Raw genomic sequence first — 19,186 nt, 5'->3', positions numbered from 1 at the left:
TATATTATGATTAATCAAAAATTTATAGTGAATTTAAAAAATCACTCTTATCCTATACATATTGGTTCTAAGATCTTTCAATCCAACGATATTTTATCTCCTGCGTCTAAAGGAGATAGAATTTTAGTAGTTACTGATACTATAATATCGCCCATATGGAAAAAAATAGTATTAGACTTTTTTTTAACAAATGATATGGTAGTCAATGAATTTATTTTATTGAGTGGCGAGCAGTATAAAAATTTACATTCTGTAGAAATGTTATTATCATTTTTATTAAAAAATGCTTATGATAGAAATACTATTTTAGTAGCTTTGGGTGGAGGTGTTATAGGAGATTTAGTAGGTTTTGTAGCTTCAATATATCAAAGAGGTATAAGATTTATACAAATTCCAACTACATTATTATCTCAAGTAGATGCATCGATTGGTGGTAAAACAGGTGTGAATCATATTGATGGTAAAAATATGATTGGTTCTTTTTGGCAACCGATATCAGTAATTACTAATGTTGATTTTTTATTTACTTTACCGTATGCACAATTAGTTTCTGGATTAGCCGAAATAATAAAATATGCTATTTCTTTTGATTATGGATTTTTTGAGTGGTTAGAAAAAAATATATATCAAGTGTTATCGTTAGATTTAAAGAGTATTTTGTATTGTATTAATAAATGTTGTATTTTAAAATCTAAAATTGTTACTTTAGATGAACGAGAAAATAATTGTCGCATGTTTTTAAATTTTGGACATACCTTCGGTCATGCTATTGAATCTTATTTTGAATATTTACATTGGTTACATGGAGAATCGATATCTGTGGGTATGGTAATTGCAATCAAAATATCTGAAAAAATAGGATTATTGGATTCATGTCAGTCTAATCGTATGATTAATTTAATTCAATATTCTGGGTTACCTATCTCCCCTCCTTATGATATGTCTCCCCAATCGTATTTTCCGTATATTTTAAGAGATAAAAAAAATTCTGGTGGTAAAATAAGGATTATTTTACCTACATCTATTGGATCGGTAAAAATATTTGATGATTTTGATCGTAATGTTATACTTTCTGTTATTAAAAGTTGTTGGAAGAAATAGTGTAACTATTGTTTTAATTTCATGGAATTTTTTGGTATTATATAATGTAAATATATTTTAAAGAGTATTAAATGTCAAAATTTTGGATTGCACCATCTATTTTATCTGCAGATTTTTCCAGATTAGGAGAAGATGTACAAAAAGTATTATCTGCTGGTTGTGATATTATTCATTTTGATGTTATGGATAATCATTATGTTCCTAATTTAACTTTTGGTCCATATGTATTGCAGTGTTTAAAAAAATACAATATTTGTGCCCCAATTGATGTTCATTTAATGATTAAACCGGTAGATAATTTAATACCTGTTTTTGCAAATGTAGGAGCAAATATTATTACATTTCATCCAGAGTCAAGTTACCATGTTGATGCAACATTAAATTTAATTAAGTATCATGGTTGTAAGTGCGGTTTAGTATTTAACCCTACTACTTCACTTGATATTTTAAATTATGTAATCAAGAAATTGGACGTAATTGTTTTAATGGGAGTAAATCCTGGTTTTTCTGGACAAAAATTTATTCCTTCTGTTTTAAAAAAAATTGTATTAGTAAAAAAATTAATTAATAATTATTCTCCTTCTACATTAATTGAGGTAGATGGTGGAATTAATATTGATAATATTAAAGATATTGCCGATGCAGGTGCTAATATATTTGTTATGGGTTCTACTATTTTTGGATCAAAAGATTATAAAAAAATTGTTAAAAAAATTAAATGTAGATTGAATGTATTGACTAATATAAAAAAATGATTATTAAAAGTATATATAGATAGGGTGGAATATGGATGTATCAAAATCAATTATTTTTAGTGCTGTACAACCTTCTGGTAATTTAACCTTAGGTAATTATATTGGTTCTATATCTCATTGGTCTGCTATGCAAAGTATAAATCAATGTATGTATAGTATTGCTGATTTACATGCAGTTACTGTTATACAAGATGCTAATTATTTAAGATCATCCATATTGGATACTTTATCTTTTTATTTAGCATCTGGAGTAGATCCAGATCAAAGTATTATATTTCTTCAATCTGAAGTATACGAGCATTGTCAGTTAAATTGGATTTTAAGTTGTTATACATATTTTGGTGAATTATCAAGGATGACTCAATTTAAAACAAAAGCTAAAAGACATAATAGTAATATTAATATTGGTTTATTTAGTTATCCTGTACTCATGTCTTCAGATATTTTATTATATCAAAGTAATAAAGTATTAATTGGAGAAGATCAAAAACAACATTTAGAATTAGCTAGAAATATTGCAAAAAGATTTAATAGTTTATATGGAAATATTTTTACAATACCTGAATATTATATTCCTAATCAATATAGTTCTAAAATTATGAGTTTATCAAACCCTACAATAAAAATGTCTAAATCAGATATAAATCATAATAATGTTATTTTTTTATTAGAAGAAGAGAAATCGATTTTTAAAAAAGTTTATCAATCGATTACTGATTCTGAAAATAAGATATATTATAATATTAATGATAAACCTGGAATTTCTAATTTATTGAATATTTATTCTAGTTTAACTGGTAAAAATATTTTTTCTTTAGAAGATTTATTTCATAATCTTTCATATAAATCATTTAAACATGTTGTTGCTATTACTATTATTAAATATTTGCGTAAATTAAAAGATCGTTTTTATTATTTTAGAAATAATACATTATATTTAGAAAATATTTTACAATCTGGAGCAGATAAAGCACGTTTTCAGGCAAATAAAACTTTAGAAATTGTTTATTCTGTTTTAGGTTTAAAGTGAAAGAAAATATTTTTTATTTCCAGTGTTTATTGTAATTATTACTATGTTGTAGTAAACATGATAGTATAAATACTATTGCGTATAAAATGTTTGAAATAATTAGCGCTCCATATATTCCAATGTGATGTACTACTGGACCAGTTACAATAAAAGTTAATAATGTTCCTATAGTTCCTGATATTAGTGTTAAATTAATTAGTTTTTGCGATGGTTTTTGAGTTTGTAGTGAAGTGATTGTAATAATGATTGTATAAATAGCGCTGGAAAAAAAACCTAATATAATAATAATAGTATTAAATAATTGAATATAATGATTATGTATAAATATATACATAATAATTGTTGAAATTCCACTTAAAGTGGATAATGCAATTTTTATATCAATAAATTGTAATATATAACTAAAACACCACATACCGATCATATATGACATCCAAAAATTACTAATTAATTTTCCTGCGGATTCAATATTCATGTGTATGTTTTGCGTTAAGTATTCTGGAATCCAGGAAATAAATCCTAATTGTCCTAAAATATAACAAAGAGCGGATGTACATAATATTAATATATTATTTTTGTATTTTTTTTGGTTTATTGTATGGTTAATATTGATATCATGATTTAAATTAGGAAATTTTACATTTAATGAAATAATAAAAATTATTATGTATATTATTACAATAATTGTATATGCCCAATACCACGTGAAATTTCTTTTAAGTAAGAATGATGTAATAATTGGAAAAATCATCCCAGACATACTAAAAAAAGAATCTGTTATTAATAATTTTTTTGTTCTTTCTTTACCGTAATATAAAAAAGTTATTAAAAATGTTCCGATTGACATGGTAATACCGCCAACCATACCTAATATAAACATACTACAACAAAATATAGTTATATTTTTAAAAAATATTAATCCTGATATAGAAGTTATAATGCAAATTAGTCCGAACATGATTTGTTTTTTAAATGATACAATATTTGTTATCCAGGAATTTAAAAAAATAGAAAATAATATTCCAGCATTTAAAAAAGTGAATGTTTTACTCATATGTGAAATAGATAAATTAAAATATTTAGCGATACTGTGTATAACAATACCTGTAACAATAATCATAGATCCTGTTAAATAATAAGATAAAAAACTGATTATTGTTAAACCTAATTTATTTTTATTAAACATTTTTTTTACCTTACATAGGTTATTTGCCACTATTAAATTATGTAAATACTCTTTTTTATGAGTATGGTATATTATAAAAAATTATATGTTATTTAATATATTAAATGCTTTAAATTTTATATATGTTATGGTAAAATATAATATTTATATATATTAATTGATTAAAATGTTATTATATACTATTTTAGTTACGAGTCCATTATGTGGTAAAGAAAATACAAATAGTGCTTTATTATTTTGTCAAAATTTATTAAAAAGCACAACATGTACTATTAATGATATTTTTTTTTATGGAGATGGAGTTTTTCATGCTAATAATATGATAGGATTGGAATGTAATGAGTTTCGTATATTAAATGTTTGGTGTAAATTAAGTAAAAATTTTAATATTAATTTAAATATTTGTTCTAATAGTGCACAAGAACGTGGTATTATTACAAATGATATGGCTAAAGAATTAGGTTTATTACATGGTAATTTACATAAATATTTTAATATTACCGGATTAGGTGTTTTAGTATATAATATATTAAAATCAGATAGATTTATGCAATTTTAATAATATGAAGAAAATAGCTTTAGTATTTTCAAGTGCTCCATATGGCAATAATAAAGGAAAGGATGGTTTAAATATTGCGCTATCTATGTCTTGTTATACTAATAAAATCAGCATTTTTTTTATTCAAGATGGAATATTTCAAATATTTAATAAACAAAATCCCAAATTGATATTTTTAAAAAAATATTCTAATAAATTTAATGTATTACCTGTATGCAATATTAAGAATTTTTATTTATGTTCAACTTGTTTATCAAATAGAGGATTTACAGAAAATATTAATTTTGTTGTACAAGTGAAATATTTAAATATTACAGAAATAATAAGTATAATTAATAGACATGATTGTATTTTAAATTTCTAATTGTAAATAAGTATATTTATGTTACATATATTAATGCATTCACCATATAAAATAAATATTAATTTTATGTGTAATATGTTTTTGTTTAGACATAGTTTCATTGCACTACAAGATGGAGTTTTGATTGCTTTAAACAAAAATATTTTTTTACCAAAAATATTATCTTGTTCCATGAATTTATATTTACTTAAAGAGGATGTGATTGCTAGAGGGGTTGAAGAGTATGTTTGTAGTAATTTTTCTATAATTAATTATATTGATTTTGTTCGTTTAACCGAAAAATATAATAAATCTATGAATTGGTAAAATATATGTTATAAATTATGATTGTGTAATTTATATATGATAAATAATTTAATATAAAATATATTATGTATTATAATATTTGATAAAGAGGGTTGATATGACAACAATTAATCAGTTAGTACGTTATCCAAGAAAAAAAAGAATTGTAAAAAATAATGTTCCAGCATTAAATGGTTGTCCTCAAAAAAAAGGTGTATGTATTAAAGTATATACTACTACTCCTAAAAAACCTAATTCTGCTTTACGTAAAGTATGTCGTGTCAAATTAACTAATGGTTTTGAGGTAACTGCTTATATTGGAGGTGAGGGTCATAATTTACAAGAACATTCAGTAATTTTAATTAGGGGTGGTAGGGTAAAAGATTTACCTGGTGTTAGGTACCATGTTGTGCGAGGTGCTCTAGATTGTGCTGGGGTGAAAAATAGAAAGCAAGGTAGATCGAAATATGGTGTTAAAAAAATAAAAAAATAATTATACTGTTTTTATTTATTATATTAGTATTAATGGAGTTTATTATGTCTCGTCGTTGTGTAATTGGAAATCGTAATATTTTACCTGATACAAAATTTTCATCAGAAGTATTATCGAAATTTATTAATATTCTAATGGAAGATGGTAAAAAATCTATTGCAGAATTTATTGTATATTCTGCTTTTGAAAAATTATCTCAAAAAGTAAATAAAAGTGTTTTAGATGTTTTAGAAATTATTTTAGAAAATGTTCGTCCTATGGTGGAGGTAAAATCCCGAAGGGTGGGAGGTTCAACATATCAAGTTCCAGTAGAAGTACGAGCGGTTCGTAGAAATACATTAGCTATTCGATGGATTATTTATGCTGCAAGAAAAAGAAAAGAAAAATCTATGTTAATGAAATTATTTTATGAATTATCAGATGCTTTTGAAAAGAAGGGAGAAGCAATTAAAAAAAGAGATGAGGTACATCGTACAGCAGAATCTAATAAAGCGTTTGCTCATTATCGTTGGTAAGTGATAAAATATTTTTATAAAATATGTATATAAATTACAAATATAATGATATTTTATTTTATATATAAATTATATTATGTGAATAAATAGAGGAATATAATGGCTCGTAAAACACCAATTATATATTATCGTAATATTGGAATTAGTGCACATATTGATGCTGGTAAAACTACTACTACTGAGAGAATTCTATTTTATACTGGAATTAATCATAAAATTGGAGAAGTACATGACGGAGCAGCAACAATGGATTGGATGGCTCAAGAACAAGAACGTGGTATTACTATTACATCAGCTGCAACAACTACTTTTTGGTCTGGTATGAATAATCAATTTGCTAGTCATCGTATTAATATTATTGATACTCCTGGTCATGTAGATTTTACTATTGAAGTTGAGAGATCTATGCGTGTTTTAGATGGAGCGGTGATGATATATTGTGCGGTAGGTGGTGTTCAACCTCAATCAGAGACTGTATGGAGGCAAGCAAATAAATACCAGGTTCCTAGAATTGCTTTTATTAATAAAATGGATAGGGTAGGTGCGGATTTTTTTAAAGTAATGGAACAAATGAAAGAAAGATTAAAAGTTAATCCAATTCCTATTCAATTACCTATTGGTTCAGAAAATAATTTTATTGGTATTATTGATTTAATTACTATGAAAGCTATATATTGGAATGAAGAGGATAAAGGTATTACTGTTCGATATGATAAAATTCCTGATAATTTGGTAACAATATCTGAAAAATGGAATCAAGTTATTTTAGAACTTGTTTCTGAAACAAATGAAATTATTATGGATAAATATTTAAATAATCAAAAAATATTTGAAAAAGAAATAAAAGATGAATTAAGGAATCAAGTATTAAATAATAAAATAATTTTAGTTACTTGTGGTTCTGCTTTTAAAAATAAAGGGGTACAATCTTTGTTAGATGCAATTATTGAATATTTACCTTCTCCTGTTGATATTAAATCTGTGAATGGTATTAAAAATAGTTGTTCTGTTTCTAACAATCGTATTGCGAGTGATAAAGAACCATTTTCTGCTTTAGCTTTTAAAATAGCTAACGATCCTTTTGTTGGAAATTTAACATTTTTTAGAGTATATTCTGGATTTGTAACTTCTGGTGATACAATTTTGAATGCAGTGAAATCTGAAAAAGAACGATTTGGCAGAATTGTGCAAATGCATGCTAATAAAAGGGAAGAAATTAAAGAAGTACGAGCGGGTGATATTGCTGCAGCTATTGGTTTAAAAAATGTTACTACAGGGGATACTTTATGTGATATAAATAATCCTATTATCTTAGAAAAAATGGAATTTCCTGATCCAGTAATTTCTATTGCGGTGGAACCAAAAACGAAAACTGATCAAGATCGTATGGGTTTGGCATTAAATAGATTAGTAAAAGAAGATCCTTCTTTTATGGTACGTATGGATCATGAATCAAATCAAACTATTATTTCTGGAATGGGTGAATTACATTTAGAAATTATTATAGATCGTATGAAGAGGGAATTTAATGTTTATGCGAATATAGGTAAACCTCAAGTTGCTTATCGTGAAACTATTTTAAAAGAAGTGAAAGATGTAGAAGGAAAATATATTAAACAAACTGGTGGTAGAGGGCAATATGGTCATGTAGTAATTGATTTGTTTCCTTTAAAGCCTGGTTTAGGTTATAATTTTATTAATGATATTAAAGGTGGTGTAATTCCTAATGAATACATATCTGCTATTGATAAAGGTGTGCAAGAACAGTTAAATTCTGGACCTCTTGCTGGTTATCCTGTTGTTGATGTTGGTGTCAGATTACATTTTGGATCGTATCATGATGTTGATTCTTCGGAATTAGCGTTTAAATTTGCTGCTTCGATGGCTTTTAAAGAAGCTTTTAAAAAAGCAAATCCAATATTATTAGAACCAATTATGAAAGTAGAAGTAGAAACTCCTGAAGAATATATGGGGGATGTGATAGGTGATTTGAACCGTAGAAGAGGTATTATAGAAGGTATGAATGATTTTTCTCTTGGGAAGTTAATTTCTGCTAAAGTTCCTTTATCAGAAATGTTTGGGTATGCAACTGATTTACGTTCTCAAACTCAAGGAAGAGCTTCTTATTCTATGGAATTTTTGAATTATTTAGAAATTCCTAAAAATATTTCAGTACAGATTATTGAAAAAAGAAGTAAATAATTTTTTATTTTTATTCATTTATCTAATTTAATTTTTATATAAATAAGGGAAAATACAGTGTCTAAAGAAACATTTAAAAGATTAAAAACACATGTTAATGTTGGTACAATTGGTCATGTCGATCATGGGAAAACTACTTTAACATCTGCTATTACTACTGTATTATCAAAACATTATGGTGGTTCAGCTCGAGCATTTGACCAAATAGATAACGCTCCAGAAGAAAAAGCTAGGGGAATTACAATTAATACTTCTCATGTTGAGTATGATACTAGTATTAGGCATTATGCACATGTTGACTGTCCAGGTCATTCGGATTATATTAAAAATATGATTACTGGTGCTGCACAAATGGATGGAGCAATATTAGTAGTTGCTGCTACAGATGGCCCTATGCCTCAAACTCGTGAGCATATTTTATTGGCTCGTCAGGTTGGTGTGCCACATATAGTAGTTTTTTTAAATAAATGTGATATGGTAGATGATGAAGAATTATTAGAGTTAGTAGAAATGGAAGTAAGAGAATTATTAACACAATATGAATTTCCTGGAGATGACATTCCAATTATTAGAGGTTCTGCTTTAAAAGCGTTAGAAGGGAATGTTGAATGGGAAAATAAAATATTGGAATTGTCTAATTTTTTAGATAAGTATATTCCAGATCCTAAACGGGATATTGATCAACCATTTTTATTACCTATAGAGGATGTATTTTCCATTTCTGGTCGTGGTACTGTGGTTACAGGAAGAGTAGAAAAAGGAGTTATTAAAGTGGGTGAAGAAGTAGAAATTGTCGGTATTAAACCTACTACTAAAACTATTTGTACTGGTGTTGAAATGTTTAGGAAGTTATTAGATGAAGGGCGCGCAGGGGAAAATGTTGGTATTTTATTAAGAGGTACTAAAAGGGATGAAATAGAAAGAGGACAAGTTTTATCTAAACCAGGAAGTATTCACCCTCATACTAAATTTGAATCAGAAGTATATATTTTATCTAAGGAAGAAGGTGGTAGGCATACTCCATTTTTTAAAGGTTATAGGCCTCAGTTTTATTTTCGTACAACCGATGTAACTGGTTTTATTGAATTACCAGAGGGTATGGAAATGGTTATGCCTGGAGATAATATTAAAATTGTTGTAACTTTAATTAATCCCATTGCTATGTCAGAGGGTTTAAGATTTGCAATTAGGGAAGGTGGTAAGACTGTTGGAGCGGGTGTGGTGATAAAAATAATTAATTAGTGGAATGATGATTAACGGTATAACAGTTTGATATAAAATGATTGATGATAAGATAGTATATTAATTTTTTTTTAAATATTGTACTATCTGTCTTATATTTATATATTAAAAATATTTAATATTTTGTTAAAGATATTGATTATGATGGTGTATTTTATAAGATAAAGTATTTGCAATGTTATTTGTAAAATATATTCAATACATATTTATAATATATAGTTATTATATCATTTCGTTAATTATTTTATGTAATAAAATTTTATTTTTATAATTGGAGCAATAGTATTATGTCGAATCAAATAATTCGTGTTCGTTTAAAAGCATTTGATCATAGATTGATTGATCAATCTATTTTAGAAATTATTGATACAGTTAAAAGAACTGGAGCTAAAGTACAAGGTCCGATTCCTTTACCAACTAGAAAAGAAAAATTCACTGTTTTAATTTCTCCACATGTAAATAAAGATGCTCGAGATCAATATGAAATTACAACACATAAAAGATTGCTTGATATTATTCAACCAACAGAAAAGACTGTAGATGCTTTAATGAGATTAGATTTATCTTCTGGAGTAGATATACAAATTAGTTTAGATTAAATTATTTCTTTATAATTTGGTGATATTATGATTGGACTAGTAGGCAATAAAATTGGAATGACTCGTATTTTCAGTGAATCAGGAGAATCAATACCTATTACAGTTATTCAAATAAAAAAAAATATTATTACTCAAATAAAAAATATTCAGAGTGATCAATATTGTTCTATTCAAGTAACAACAGGTATAAAAAAAAAAAGTCAAATACGTAAGCCTGAAATTGGACACTTTATGAAGAGTGGTATTGATGTTGGGTGTGGTTTATGGGAGTTTAGGATTTTAGAAAATGAGAAATTTCAATTAGGTCAAATGATTGATGTAAATTATTTTCATGATATTAAAAAGGTAGATGTTACTGGTATATCTAAAGGAAAAGGATTTTCTGGTACTATAAAAAGATGGAATTTTAGTATGCAAGATGCAACACATGGTAATTCTTTATCTCATAGAGCTCCTGGATCGATTGGTCAAAATCAAACTCCAGGAAGAGTATTTAAAGGTAAAAAAATGTCTGGTCAATTAGGAAATTGTCGTGTTACTATTCAAAATTTGCAATTAATTAATATAGATTCTGATTTAAATGTTCTATTAATTAAAGGTTCAATTCCCGGCCCAGTTGGAAATTATGTAATTGTTAAACCAGCAATAAAATCATAAAGGAGGAAATATGAAATTAGCTGTTCATGATGAACAATCTTTTATTTTCGTTTCAGATGTTATTTTTAATCAAAATTTTAATCAAGCATTAGTTCATCAAGTGGTTGTAGCATATTTTGCTGGAAAAAGACAAGGTAGCAAAGCTCAAAAAAATAGGTCTGAAGTGTCTGGTTCTGGTAAAAAACCTTGGCGTCAAAAAGGTACAGGTAGGGCTCGAGTAGGTTCTATTAGAAGTCCAATTTGGAGGTCTGGTGGTGTTACTTTTGCTGCTAAACCAAAATCATATATGCAAAAAGTTAATAAAAAGATGTATCGTGGTGCGTTAAAAGTAATTTTTTCTACTTTGATACGTCAAAATAGGTTAATTGTTTTTAAAAATTTTTCTCTTTTATCTCATAAAACAAAAACATTATTAAAAAAATTATATGATTTATCTCTTTTTGAAGTTTTAATTATTACCGATCATGTAGAAAAAAATTTATTATTAGCTTCTAGAAATCTATATAAAGTATGTGTTAAAGATGTTTCCACAATTGATCCTATTAATTTAATTAATTTTAAGAATACTATTATTACAGTTAATGCAATTAGGAAAATTGAGGAAAGTTTATTATGAATTTTCATTATCAAATATTTAAAGTATTATATGCACCACATATATCAGAAAAATCTACTATTTATGCAAAAAAAAATAATATAATTATTTTAAAAGTTTCAATGAAATCAAATAAAAGAGATATTAAGAGAGCTGTAGAAAAATTATTTTCTGTTCAAGTAAAAAATATAAATACAGTGTTAGTAAAAGGGAAAAGAAAAATTAAGGGTAAATATAATATTAAATTTAGTAATTGGAAAAAAGCTTATATTAAATTAAAGGCGGGAAATAGTGTAGATATTATAAAAAATATTAATTAAATATAATAAGAGAATATTATTATGGTTGTTATAAAATGTAACCCGACATCTCCTGGTCGTAGACATATGGTGAAAGTAGTAAATCCCCATTTACATAAGGGTAGACCTTTTAGTTTATTATTAAAATATAATAATAAAAGTGGAGGAAGAAATAATCATGGTCATATTACCACTAGACATATTGGTGGTAGACATAAACGAATGTATAGATTGATTGATTTTAAAAGAAATAAGGATAATATTTTTGCTCGTGTAGAAAGATTTGAATATGATCCAAATAGGTCAGCTAATATAGCTTTAATTTTATACGCAGATGGAGTAAGAAAATATATTTTATCTCCAAAAGGGTTAAATATAGGAGATAAAATTATTTCTGGGGATAAAACGAATATTAAAATCGGAAATAGTATGTTGATGAATCATATTCCTATTGGGACATTTATTCATAATATTGAAATGAAACCAGGTAAAGGTGGGCAAATAGCTCGTACTGCAGGAAGTTATGCACAAATTATTTCTAATGAAAATAAATATGTGACAGTGAGGTTACGTTCAGGGGAGATTCGTAGAATTGAATCTAAGTGTAGAGCTACCATTGGATCAGTTGGTAATTCTGAACATATGTTACAAGTATTAGGGAAAGCTGGTGCTTCTCGGTGGAGGGGTATTAGACCAACAGTTCGTGGTACTGCGATGAACCCTATTGATCACCCCCACGGAGGAGGTGAGGGCAGAAATTTTGGTAAACATCCTGTTACCCCTTGGGGAAAACAAACTAAAGGTAAAAAGACACGTATGAATAAACGTACTAATAAATATATTTTACGTAATCGTAAGTATAATAAATAATATTAAGGGTATTATATGTCTCGATCTTTAAAGAAAGGTCCTTTTATTGATCATCACTTATTATTTAAAGTAAAAAAAATGATTGAAACAGGAAATAAAAAACCATTAAAAACATGGTCAAGACGTTCAACAATATTTCCAAATATGATTGGTTTAACAATTTCTGTACATAATGGTCGTCAACATATACCCATTTTTATTACTGAAGAAATGGTTGGACATAAATTAGGTGAGTTCTCTATTACTCGTACATTTAGAGGACATGTAGCAGATAAAAAAATAAAAAAAAAATAGGTGTTTTATAATATAATGGATATTATAGCTAAGTATAAAAAAGCAAGATCATCAGCTCAAAAAGTGCGATTAATTGCTAACATAATTCGTGGTAAAAAGGTAACAAAAGTGTTACCCATTTTAATACATCAAAAAAAAAAAGCAGCTTTGTTAATTAAAAAAGTACTTGATTCAGCTATTGCTAATGCAGACCATAACTATGGTATTAATATAGATCAATTATTTATTAAAAGAATATTTGTTGATGAAGGTGCAACAATGAAAAGAATGCTTCCTAGAGCAAAAGGAAGGTCTGATAGAATTTTAAAACGTACTAGTCATATTACAATCGTTTTATCTAATAAATAATATTTTAAGGATATACATAATGGGTCAAAAAGTTCATCCTCATGGTATGCGGTTAGGAATAATTAGATCTTGGTATTCTAATTGGTTTGCTAATAAAAAACAGTTTTGTATGTATATTGAAGATGATTTTAAAATACGTAAATTTTTAAAAAAAAAATTATATAAAGCTTCTATTTCTAAAATTATTATTGAAAGACCAGCAAAAAGTTTACGTGTTATTATTTATACATCCAGACCAGGTATTGTAATTGGAAAAAAAGGTTCTGATGTAGAACAATTAAGATTAAAAATTTCACAAATATCTGGAATATCTGCTCAAGTCAATATCGCAGAAATTAGAGATCCTGAGTTAGATGCTTATTTAATTGCAAAAAATATTGCTACTCAATTGGAACGTAGAGTAATGTTTCGTAGGGCTATGAAGAGATCTGTACAAAATGCTATGCGGCATGGAGCGGAGGGAATTAAAGTAGAAATTAGTGGACGTGTAGGAGGAGCGGAAATTGCTCGAAAAGAATGGTATAGAGAAGGAAGAGTTCCTTTGCATACTTTGCGTGCAAATATTGAATATAGTTTAGCTGAAGCTTATACTACTTATGGTATTATTGGTGTTAAGGTTTGGATTTTTAAAGGAGAAATCTTAGATGGTATGAATTCTGTATATAATATAAATCAAAGTTTTTCTAAAGAACCAAAGAAATATTTTAAAAATAATCATATTAGGAGAAAATATACGCATGTTACAACCTAAGCGTACTAAATTTAGAAAAATGCATAAAGGAAAAAACAGGGGATTAACTTTAAATTCTAAAATTCATTTTGGTACATTTGGATTAAAAGCTGTTACTAGAGGCAGATTGAATTCAAGAGAAATTGAATCTGCTAGAAGAGTGATTACAAAAGCAATGAATAGACAAGGGAAAGTATGGATACGTGTTTTCCCAGATAAACCAATTACTCAAAAACCATTAGAAGTTCGTATGGGTAAAGGAAAAGGAAATGTTGAGTATTGGGTTGCTTTAGTACAACCTGGCACTATTTTATATGAAATTGATGGATTATCTGAATCAGAATCACGCTTAGCTTTTAAATTAGCATCTGCTAAATTATCTGTAAAAACATTATTTTGTCAATAAATGGTGATGAAATGAAATTAACAGAATTACGTGCATGTTCTGTGCAGCATTTGCAAGCAGAACTTGGTAGTTTATTAAGAGAACAATTTAATTTAAGAATTCAACTACGTATTGGAAAATTAAAACAAACTCATCGTTTAAAGAAAGTAAAAAAAAAAATTGTAAAAGTAAAAACAATAATGAAGGAAAAAATTAAGGATATTACATGATTGGTAAAATTCGTACTTTAAAAGGAGTTGTAGTAAGTAATAAAATGCATAAATCTATTGTGGTGGTAGTAGAACGGTTTATTAAACATTCAATATATAAAAAATTTATTAGAAAAATTACTAAATTACATGTGCATGATGAGAATAACATATGTTGTAAAGGTGATGCTGTAGAAATTAAAGAATGTCGTCCAATTTCTAAAACGAAATCTTGGATTTTAGTAAAAGTAATTACATAATTGTTTAATTGTATTTTATATATAGGATTATCATAAGTCATATTTTTATATTTTTTATAGTATATACATATTTATTATTGAATAATTTACTTGGAGTGTACATTGATACAAGAACAAACAATATTATTAGTTGCTGATAATTCTGGTGCACGTTCCGCTATGTGTATTAGAGTATTAGGTGGTTCTAAAAAAAGATATGCTCGTATTGGTGATATTATAAAAGTTACTATTAAAGAAGCTATTCCTAGAGGGAAGGTAAAAAGGGGAGAAGTGTTTCGCGCCGTAGTAGTCAGAACTAAAAGTGGAGTACATCGTGCTGATGGTTCTTCTATTCGATTTGATACTAATGCTTGTGTTATTTTAAATAATTTAGATCAACCTATTGGAACACGTATTTTTGGTCCTATTACTCACGAGTTAAGAAATAATAAATTTATGAAAATTATTTCATTAGCTCCAGAAGTATTGTAATTATTTATTAAGGGTATAAGATGGCTGTGAAAATTCGATCTAATGATCATGTAATTATTTTATCTGGGAAAGATAAAGGAAAGATAGGTATTGTTCAGACAATATGTTTAAATAAAAATAAAGTGGTTGTTAAAGGTATGAATTTAGTAAAAAAACATCAAAAAGGTATTCCATCTAAAAATATTAGTTCTACTATTTTACAAAAAGAAGCCTGGATACATATTTCTAATGTTGCTATTTTCAATCCTATTACTAAAAAAGCGGATCGCGTTGGATTTAGATTTGAATCTGGGAAAAAGGTTAGATATTTTAAATCTAATAATCATATTATTAATTAGATTAAGGATAATAATTATGTTAGATTTATATAGTTATTATAAATCACATGTTGTAAAAAAATTAATTGATCAATTTCAATATCATTCTATTATGCAAGTTCCAGTAATAGATAAAATTACTTTAAATATTGGTATCAATCAATTAAAAAATGATAAAAAAACACTCGATAAGGCAGTATCGGATTTAACGTTAATTACTGGACAAAAACCGATAATTACAAAATCAAAAAAATCGATTGCTGGATTTAAAATTAGAAAAGGTTACCCTATTGGATGTAAGGTAACTCTTAGAGGTGTAAGAAAATGGGATTTTTTAAATCGTTTTATTAAAATCGTGATACCTAGGATTCGTGATTTTAGAGGATTTTCTAAAAAATCGTTTGATGGACGTGGTAATTATAATATCGGAATTAAAGAACAAATCATTTTTCCTGAAATTAATTATGATACTATTGATAAAGTACGAGGTTTGAATATTACTATTACTACAACTGCGAAAAATAATATTGAAGGATTAGCATTATTATCCTTTTTTAATTTTCCTTTTCAAAAATAATGTTATTAAGGATATGTATATGGCTAAAGAATCCATTAAATTACGAGAGTTTAAGAGAAGAAAGTTGGGTAAAAAATTTTTTTTAAAACGTAATAATTTAAAAAAACTGATTGTAAATATGTCTATTCCCAAAGAACAGCGCTGGGAAGCGGTCTTGAAATTACAAAAATTACCTCGAGATTCTAGCTTATCTAGACAACGTAATAGGTGTTTTCAAACAGGTAGACCGCATGGTTTTTTAAGAAAATTTGGTTTAAGTAGAATGAAAGTTAGGGAATTAGCTATGAATGGAGAAATTCCTGGATTAAAAAAGTCAAGCTGGTAAATTAAAATAATATACAAATGATAATAAGAGGGCATGATAAGATGAGTATGCAAGATCCAATATCAGATATGATCACAAGAATTCGTAATAATCAATTATCTAACAAAATACTTGTTTGTATGCCTTGTTCAAATTTAAAGGTTGCTATTACTAATGTTTTACAAACTGAAGGTTATATTGATCGTTATATTGTAGAAAATAATATTAATAAAAAAATATTAAAAATTTATTTAAAATATTTTCGTGGAAAACCTGTCATAGAAGAAATTATTAGAATTAGTAAACCTAGTTTACGAATTTATAAAAATAAGAACTCTGTACCTATTGTGATGGATGGTTTTGGAATAGCTATTTTATCTACTTCTAAAGGGGTGGTAAGTAATAGAATAGCTAAGAAAATGGGCGTAGGTGGAGAATTACTTTGTACAGTATGTTAAATATATGGAGGGGTTCATGTCTCGTATTGCTAAAAAACCTATTCTTGTACCTAATAATGTAAATATTGTATTAACGGGAAATATGATCACTATAAAAAATAATGCGAAAATATTACAGTATTCTTTTCATGATTCTGTTTTAATAGAATATAAGCAAGATACATTATTTTTTAAACCTAAAAAAGATAAGTATGATCATTGGATGCAAGCGGGTACTGTACGCGCTTTAATTAATTCTATGATTATAGGAGTTACAATTGGTTTTGAAAAAAAAATACAATTAGTAGGCGTAGGATACCGTATTAGTATGGAAAAAAATCATACTATTGTTATGTTGTTAGGTTATTCACATCCTGTTCATTATGTATTACCTGTAGAAGTTACTGGTGAAGTTTTATCTCCTACTGAAATTATATTAAAAAGTATAAATAAACAATTATTAGGGCAAGTTGCTGCTGATTTACGAAAAAAAAGAAAACCAGAATGTTACAAAGGGAAAGGTGTTCGATATTTTAATGAGAAAGTAAGAATTAAAGAGGCTAAAAAGAAATAAAATGAATTTTTTAATTAAAAAAAAATATCAACGTAAAAAAAGATCTTATAAAATGCGTATGAAATTAAAAAAATTGCATGCAATTAGATTAGTTGTACATAGAACAGCTCGTCATATGTATGCGCAAGTAATTGATTCAGATTTTAAAACGATTTTAGTTTCTGCATCTACATTAGAGAAAGATATACGAAAGTTAATTTCAGGATATACAGGTAATAAAGAAGCAGCTAGTTTAGTTGGTGAAATAATTGCTACTAGAGCAATACAAAAAGGTATTAAGGTAGTTTCTTTTGATAGATCTGGTTTTAAATATCATGGTAGAATAAAAATGTTAGCAGAGTCAGCGAGAAAAATGGGTCTCAATTTTTAATAAGAGGTGTATATTATGAGACATTTAAATAATGAAAAAAAAAAAAATTCTGATCTACAAGAAAAATTAATTGCTGTTAATAGAGTATCTAAAACCGTAAAAGGGGGTAGAATTTTTTCTTTTACTGCATTAACTGTAGTTGGTAATCAAAAAGGTAAGTTAGGGATTGGATATGGTAAGTCAAGAGAGGTTCCATCAGCTATTCAGAAATCTATGGAACAAGCTCGTCGTAATATGATGTATATTGAAATTAATAATGGTACTTTACAACATTCAGTAAAAGGTTATTATACTGGATCTAAAATATTTATGAAACCTGCTTCTAAAGGAACTGGTATTGTTGCTGGTGGAGCTATGCGAGCTGTATTAGAGGTATTAGGTATACAGAATGTTTTAGCTAAATCGTATGGTTCAACGAATCCTATTAATGTAGTTCGTGCTACTATTAATGCTTTAAAAAATATGAAATCTATCAAAATTATTGCTTTAAAAAGAAATAAATCTATTGCTGAAATACTAGGATAATATATATATGAATAAAAAAATATTTATTACACAAATAAAAAGTACAATAGGTCGTATACCTTCTCATAAAGCAACAATGGTAGGTTTAGGTTTGCGTAAAATTAGACATACAGTGCGTAGAAATGATACTCCTGCAATAAGAGGTATGGTGCGAAAAGTATCTTATATGGTGAAAATAATAGGAGAATAATATTTTGTATTTAAATAGTTTATCTGTTAGTAAAAATAATAGGAAAGTAAAAAAAAGAGTTGGTAGAGGAATAGGTAGTGGAACTGGTAAAACATGTGGTAGAGGACATAAAGGGCAAAAATCTCGTTCAGGAATGAGTATTAGGAGGGGTTTTGAGGGTGGTCAAATGCCATTATATCGTCGTATTCCAAAATTTGGATTCTCTTCAAAAAAAAAATTCATTACTGCAGAAGTAAGATTATCTGACATAGAAAAAAATAATTTTCATGTCATTGATATAAATACATTAAAAAAAATGAATGTTATTAAAAAGAATGTGAAATATGTTAAAATAATTAATTCTGGTAAAATTACGAAATCAGTACACATTAAAGGATTAAAATTAACTAAAAGTGTTAATTCTATTATTAAATCGTTAAATGGAATGATTGAGGAATAATTAA

32 protein-coding genes are annotated in these 19,186 nt (G+C 26.9%); 31 read left to right on the top strand and 1 reads right to left on the bottom strand.

The window, feature by feature from the left end:
- The first annotated feature begins 6 nt into the window (after positions 1 to 6).
- The 3 genes from aroB to trpS all read left to right on the top strand — a co-directional run bounded on the left by aroB (position 7) and on the right by trpS (position 2,886).
- Complete coding sequence (aroB, locus tag AB4W54_RS01835) at positions 7 to 1,101, top strand: 3-dehydroquinate synthase (RefSeq protein ID WP_367674411.1); 1,095 nt, start codon at positions 7 to 9, stop codon at positions 1,099 to 1,101.
- Between the two features lie 71 nt (positions 1,102 to 1,172).
- A complete protein-coding gene (gene rpe / locus AB4W54_RS01830; RefSeq protein ID WP_367674410.1) occupies positions 1,173 to 1,856 on the top strand; it encodes a ribulose-phosphate 3-epimerase in 684 nt (227 codons plus the stop codon).
- Between the two features lie 31 nt (positions 1,857 to 1,887).
- Positions 1,888 to 2,886, top strand: coding sequence for a tryptophan--tRNA ligase (trpS, locus tag AB4W54_RS01825; RefSeq protein WP_367674409.1), 999 nt, complete (start codon positions 1,888 to 1,890; stop codon positions 2,884 to 2,886).
- A gap of 13 nt (positions 2,887 to 2,899) precedes the next feature.
- On the opposite strand, the gene tsgA is transcribed toward trpS, so the two are convergent.
- Positions 2,900 to 4,072 carry an MFS transporter TsgA gene (gene tsgA, locus AB4W54_RS01820; RefSeq protein WP_367674408.1) on the bottom strand — a complete coding sequence of 391 codons (1,173 nt, stop codon included), beginning with the start codon at positions 4,070 to 4,072 and terminating at the stop codon, positions 2,900 to 2,902.
- A 166-nt stretch (positions 4,073 to 4,238) separates the two neighbouring features.
- On the opposite strand from tsgA, the gene tusD reads away from it, so the two are divergent.
- The 28 genes from tusD to rplO all read left to right on the top strand — a co-directional run bounded on the left by tusD (position 4,239) and on the right by rplO (position 19,182).
- A complete protein-coding gene (gene tusD / locus AB4W54_RS01815; RefSeq protein WP_367674407.1) occupies positions 4,239 to 4,631 on the top strand; it encodes a sulfurtransferase complex subunit TusD in 393 nt (130 codons plus the stop codon).
- A 4-nt stretch (positions 4,632 to 4,635) separates the two neighbouring features.
- The gene (gene tusC / locus AB4W54_RS01810; RefSeq protein WP_367674406.1) at positions 4,636 to 4,995 is read left to right on the top strand and encodes a sulfurtransferase complex subunit TusC; all 360 of its coding nucleotides are present in this window, start codon (positions 4,636 to 4,638) and stop codon (positions 4,993 to 4,995) included.
- 18 nt (positions 4,996 to 5,013) lie between these two features.
- Positions 5,014 to 5,301, top strand: a complete 288-nt coding sequence (tusB, locus tag AB4W54_RS01805) for a sulfurtransferase complex subunit TusB (RefSeq protein ID WP_367674405.1) — start codon at positions 5,014 to 5,016, stop codon at positions 5,299 to 5,301.
- Positions 5,302 to 5,398: 97 nt separating this feature from the next.
- Entirely contained in the window at positions 5,399 to 5,773 is a 375-nt protein-coding gene (gene rpsL / locus AB4W54_RS01800; RefSeq protein ID WP_367674404.1) for a 30S ribosomal protein S12, read from the top strand.
- A gap of 44 nt (positions 5,774 to 5,817) precedes the next feature.
- Positions 5,818 to 6,288 (top strand): 30S ribosomal protein S7, encoded by a 471-nt coding sequence (gene rpsG, locus AB4W54_RS01795; protein WP_367674403.1) that lies wholly within the window; start codon positions 5,818 to 5,820, stop codon positions 6,286 to 6,288.
- Positions 6,289 to 6,387: 99 nt separating this feature from the next.
- Positions 6,388 to 8,490 (top strand): elongation factor G, encoded by a 2,103-nt coding sequence (fusA, locus tag AB4W54_RS01790; protein WP_367674402.1) that lies wholly within the window; start codon positions 6,388 to 6,390, stop codon positions 8,488 to 8,490.
- 57 nt (positions 8,491 to 8,547) lie between these two features.
- Positions 8,548 to 9,732 carry an elongation factor Tu gene (gene tuf / locus AB4W54_RS01785; protein WP_367674401.1) on the top strand — a complete coding sequence of 395 codons (1,185 nt, stop codon included), beginning with the start codon at positions 8,548 to 8,550 and terminating at the stop codon, positions 9,730 to 9,732.
- Positions 9,733 to 10,019: 287 nt separating this feature from the next.
- On the top strand, positions 10,020 to 10,331 hold the full coding sequence (rpsJ, locus tag AB4W54_RS01780; protein ID WP_367674400.1) for a 30S ribosomal protein S10: 312 nt from the start codon (positions 10,020 to 10,022) through the stop codon (positions 10,329 to 10,331).
- Between the two features lie 27 nt (positions 10,332 to 10,358).
- A complete protein-coding gene (gene rplC, locus AB4W54_RS01775) occupies positions 10,359 to 10,988 on the top strand; it encodes a 50S ribosomal protein L3 (protein WP_367674399.1) in 630 nt (209 codons plus the stop codon).
- Between the two features lie 10 nt (positions 10,989 to 10,998).
- Complete coding sequence (gene rplD / locus AB4W54_RS01770; protein ID WP_367674398.1) at positions 10,999 to 11,604, top strand: 50S ribosomal protein L4; 606 nt, start codon at positions 10,999 to 11,001, stop codon at positions 11,602 to 11,604.
- On the top strand, positions 11,601 to 11,903 hold the full coding sequence (gene rplW / locus AB4W54_RS01765) for a 50S ribosomal protein L23 (RefSeq protein ID WP_367674397.1): 303 nt from the start codon (positions 11,601 to 11,603) through the stop codon (positions 11,901 to 11,903). Before rplD ends, rplW begins: the two co-directional genes overlap by 4 nt.
- A gap of 21 nt (positions 11,904 to 11,924) precedes the next feature.
- The gene (gene rplB, locus AB4W54_RS01760; RefSeq protein ID WP_367674396.1) at positions 11,925 to 12,752 is read left to right on the top strand and encodes a 50S ribosomal protein L2; all 828 of its coding nucleotides are present in this window, start codon (positions 11,925 to 11,927) and stop codon (positions 12,750 to 12,752) included.
- A 15-nt stretch (positions 12,753 to 12,767) separates the two neighbouring features.
- Positions 12,768 to 13,046 carry a 30S ribosomal protein S19 gene (rpsS, locus tag AB4W54_RS01755; RefSeq protein ID WP_367674395.1) on the top strand — a complete coding sequence of 93 codons (279 nt, stop codon included), beginning with the start codon at positions 12,768 to 12,770 and terminating at the stop codon, positions 13,044 to 13,046.
- Positions 13,047 to 13,061: 15 nt separating this feature from the next.
- Entirely contained in the window at positions 13,062 to 13,394 is a 333-nt protein-coding gene (gene rplV / locus AB4W54_RS01750; protein WP_367674394.1) for a 50S ribosomal protein L22, read from the top strand.
- 19 nt (positions 13,395 to 13,413) lie between these two features.
- On the top strand, positions 13,414 to 14,145 hold the full coding sequence (gene rpsC, locus AB4W54_RS01745; RefSeq protein ID WP_367674393.1) for a 30S ribosomal protein S3: 732 nt from the start codon (positions 13,414 to 13,416) through the stop codon (positions 14,143 to 14,145).
- Positions 14,132 to 14,530, top strand: coding sequence for a 50S ribosomal protein L16 (gene rplP, locus AB4W54_RS01740; RefSeq protein WP_367674392.1), 399 nt, complete (start codon positions 14,132 to 14,134; stop codon positions 14,528 to 14,530). The genes rpsC and rplP overlap by 14 nt, the downstream gene beginning before the upstream one ends.
- Before the next feature lie 11 nt (positions 14,531 to 14,541).
- The gene (gene rpmC / locus AB4W54_RS01735) at positions 14,542 to 14,739 is read left to right on the top strand and encodes a 50S ribosomal protein L29 (protein WP_367674391.1); all 198 of its coding nucleotides are present in this window, start codon (positions 14,542 to 14,544) and stop codon (positions 14,737 to 14,739) included.
- Entirely contained in the window at positions 14,736 to 14,978 is a 243-nt protein-coding gene (rpsQ, locus tag AB4W54_RS01730) for a 30S ribosomal protein S17 (protein WP_367674390.1), read from the top strand. Before rpmC ends, rpsQ begins: the two co-directional genes overlap by 4 nt.
- 102 nt (positions 14,979 to 15,080) lie before the next feature.
- Positions 15,081 to 15,449 carry a 50S ribosomal protein L14 gene (gene rplN / locus AB4W54_RS01725; RefSeq protein WP_367674631.1) on the top strand — a complete coding sequence of 123 codons (369 nt, stop codon included), beginning with the start codon at positions 15,081 to 15,083 and terminating at the stop codon, positions 15,447 to 15,449.
- Positions 15,450 to 15,469: 20 nt separating this feature from the next.
- Positions 15,470 to 15,787 (top strand): 50S ribosomal protein L24, encoded by a 318-nt coding sequence (gene rplX / locus AB4W54_RS01720; protein ID WP_367674389.1) that lies wholly within the window; start codon positions 15,470 to 15,472, stop codon positions 15,785 to 15,787.
- 16 nt (positions 15,788 to 15,803) lie between these two features.
- A complete protein-coding gene (gene rplE, locus AB4W54_RS01715; RefSeq protein WP_367674388.1) occupies positions 15,804 to 16,343 on the top strand; it encodes a 50S ribosomal protein L5 in 540 nt (179 codons plus the stop codon).
- Positions 16,344 to 16,362: 19 nt separating this feature from the next.
- Complete coding sequence (gene rpsN / locus AB4W54_RS01710) at positions 16,363 to 16,668, top strand: 30S ribosomal protein S14 (protein ID WP_367674387.1); 306 nt, start codon at positions 16,363 to 16,365, stop codon at positions 16,666 to 16,668.
- Between the two features lie 41 nt (positions 16,669 to 16,709).
- A complete protein-coding gene (gene rpsH, locus AB4W54_RS01705) occupies positions 16,710 to 17,105 on the top strand; it encodes a 30S ribosomal protein S8 (RefSeq protein WP_367674630.1) in 396 nt (131 codons plus the stop codon).
- Positions 17,106 to 17,121: 16 nt separating this feature from the next.
- A complete protein-coding gene (gene rplF / locus AB4W54_RS01700; protein WP_367674386.1) occupies positions 17,122 to 17,658 on the top strand; it encodes a 50S ribosomal protein L6 in 537 nt (178 codons plus the stop codon).
- A gap of 1 nt (position 17,659) precedes the next feature.
- The gene (gene rplR / locus AB4W54_RS01695; RefSeq protein WP_367674385.1) at positions 17,660 to 18,028 is read left to right on the top strand and encodes a 50S ribosomal protein L18; all 369 of its coding nucleotides are present in this window, start codon (positions 17,660 to 17,662) and stop codon (positions 18,026 to 18,028) included.
- A gap of 15 nt (positions 18,029 to 18,043) precedes the next feature.
- Positions 18,044 to 18,553, top strand: coding sequence for a 30S ribosomal protein S5 (gene rpsE, locus AB4W54_RS01690; protein WP_367674384.1), 510 nt, complete (start codon positions 18,044 to 18,046; stop codon positions 18,551 to 18,553).
- 7 nt (positions 18,554 to 18,560) lie between these two features.
- Entirely contained in the window at positions 18,561 to 18,743 is a 183-nt protein-coding gene (gene rpmD / locus AB4W54_RS01685) for a 50S ribosomal protein L30 (protein WP_367674383.1), read from the top strand.
- A 4-nt stretch (positions 18,744 to 18,747) separates the two neighbouring features.
- Complete coding sequence (rplO, locus tag AB4W54_RS01680; protein ID WP_367674382.1) at positions 18,748 to 19,182, top strand: 50S ribosomal protein L15; 435 nt, start codon at positions 18,748 to 18,750, stop codon at positions 19,180 to 19,182.
- Positions 19,183 to 19,186: the final 4 nt, after the last annotated feature.

The organism is Buchnera aphidicola (Pterocallis alni), assembly GCF_964059075.1.
GTDB lineage: Bacteria > Pseudomonadota > Gammaproteobacteria > Enterobacterales > Enterobacteriaceae > Buchnera_L > Buchnera_L aphidicola_AN.
Note: the sequence above shows the minus strand (reverse complement) of the source record. Positions and strands in the feature narration are given on the sequence as shown.

Excerpts from the sequence above, each read along its gene's own strand:
- rplF (WP_367674386.1), top strand. The coding sequence starts at position 17,122 with ATGTCTCGTATTGCTAAAAAACCTATTCTTGTACCTAATAATGTAAAT.
- rpsH (WP_367674630.1), top strand. The coding sequence starts at position 16,710 with ATGAGTATGCAAGATCCAATATCAGATATGATCACAAGAATTCGTAAT.
- rplP (WP_367674392.1), top strand. The coding sequence starts at position 14,132 with ATGTTACAACCTAAGCGTACTAAATTTAGAAAAATGCATAAAGGAAAA.
- rplR (WP_367674385.1), top strand. The coding sequence starts at position 17,660 with ATGAATTTTTTAATTAAAAAAAAATATCAACGTAAAAAAAGATCTTAT.
- rpsE (WP_367674384.1), top strand. The coding sequence starts at position 18,044 with ATGAGACATTTAAATAATGAAAAAAAAAAAAATTCTGATCTACAAGAA.
- rpsG (WP_367674403.1), top strand. The coding sequence starts at position 5,818 with ATGTCTCGTCGTTGTGTAATTGGAAATCGTAATATTTTACCTGATACA.
- rpsN (WP_367674387.1), top strand. The coding sequence starts at position 16,363 with ATGGCTAAAGAATCCATTAAATTACGAGAGTTTAAGAGAAGAAAGTTG.
- rplC (WP_367674399.1), top strand. The coding sequence starts at position 10,359 with ATGATTGGACTAGTAGGCAATAAAATTGGAATGACTCGTATTTTCAGT.
- rplV (WP_367674394.1), top strand. The coding sequence starts at position 13,062 with ATGGATATTATAGCTAAGTATAAAAAAGCAAGATCATCAGCTCAAAAA.
- rplE (WP_367674388.1), top strand. The coding sequence starts at position 15,804 with ATGTTAGATTTATATAGTTATTATAAATCACATGTTGTAAAAAAATTA.
- rpsQ (WP_367674390.1), top strand. The coding sequence starts at position 14,736 with ATGATTGGTAAAATTCGTACTTTAAAAGGAGTTGTAGTAAGTAATAAA.
- rpsJ (WP_367674400.1), top strand. The coding sequence starts at position 10,020 with ATGTCGAATCAAATAATTCGTGTTCGTTTAAAAGCATTTGATCATAGA.
- tsgA (WP_367674408.1), bottom strand. The coding sequence starts at position 4,072 with ATGTTTAATAAAAATAAATTAGGTTTAACAATAATCAGTTTTTTATCT.
- rpmD (WP_367674383.1), top strand. The coding sequence starts at position 18,561 with ATGAATAAAAAAATATTTATTACACAAATAAAAAGTACAATAGGTCGT.
- rplX (WP_367674389.1), top strand. The coding sequence starts at position 15,470 with ATGGCTGTGAAAATTCGATCTAATGATCATGTAATTATTTTATCTGGG.
- rpmC (WP_367674391.1), top strand. The coding sequence starts at position 14,542 with ATGAAATTAACAGAATTACGTGCATGTTCTGTGCAGCATTTGCAAGCA.
- tusD (WP_367674407.1), top strand. The coding sequence starts at position 4,239 with ATGTTATTATATACTATTTTAGTTACGAGTCCATTATGTGGTAAAGAA.
- rpe (WP_367674410.1), top strand. The coding sequence starts at position 1,173 with ATGTCAAAATTTTGGATTGCACCATCTATTTTATCTGCAGATTTTTCC.
- tusC (WP_367674406.1), top strand. The coding sequence starts at position 4,636 with ATGAAGAAAATAGCTTTAGTATTTTCAAGTGCTCCATATGGCAATAAT.
- rpsS (WP_367674395.1), top strand. The coding sequence starts at position 12,768 with ATGTCTCGATCTTTAAAGAAAGGTCCTTTTATTGATCATCACTTATTA.
- fusA (WP_367674402.1), top strand. The coding sequence starts at position 6,388 with ATGGCTCGTAAAACACCAATTATATATTATCGTAATATTGGAATTAGT.
- rpsL (WP_367674404.1), top strand. The coding sequence starts at position 5,399 with ATGACAACAATTAATCAGTTAGTACGTTATCCAAGAAAAAAAAGAATT.
- aroB (WP_367674411.1), top strand. The coding sequence starts at position 7 with ATGATTAATCAAAAATTTATAGTGAATTTAAAAAATCACTCTTATCCT.
- rpsC (WP_367674393.1), top strand. The coding sequence starts at position 13,414 with ATGGGTCAAAAAGTTCATCCTCATGGTATGCGGTTAGGAATAATTAGA.
- rplB (WP_367674396.1), top strand. The coding sequence starts at position 11,925 with ATGGTTGTTATAAAATGTAACCCGACATCTCCTGGTCGTAGACATATG.
- rplD (WP_367674398.1), top strand. The coding sequence starts at position 10,999 with ATGAAATTAGCTGTTCATGATGAACAATCTTTTATTTTCGTTTCAGAT.
- tusB (WP_367674405.1), top strand. The coding sequence starts at position 5,014 with ATGTTACATATATTAATGCATTCACCATATAAAATAAATATTAATTTT.
- trpS (WP_367674409.1), top strand. The coding sequence starts at position 1,888 with ATGGATGTATCAAAATCAATTATTTTTAGTGCTGTACAACCTTCTGGT.
- rplW (WP_367674397.1), top strand. The coding sequence starts at position 11,601 with ATGAATTTTCATTATCAAATATTTAAAGTATTATATGCACCACATATA.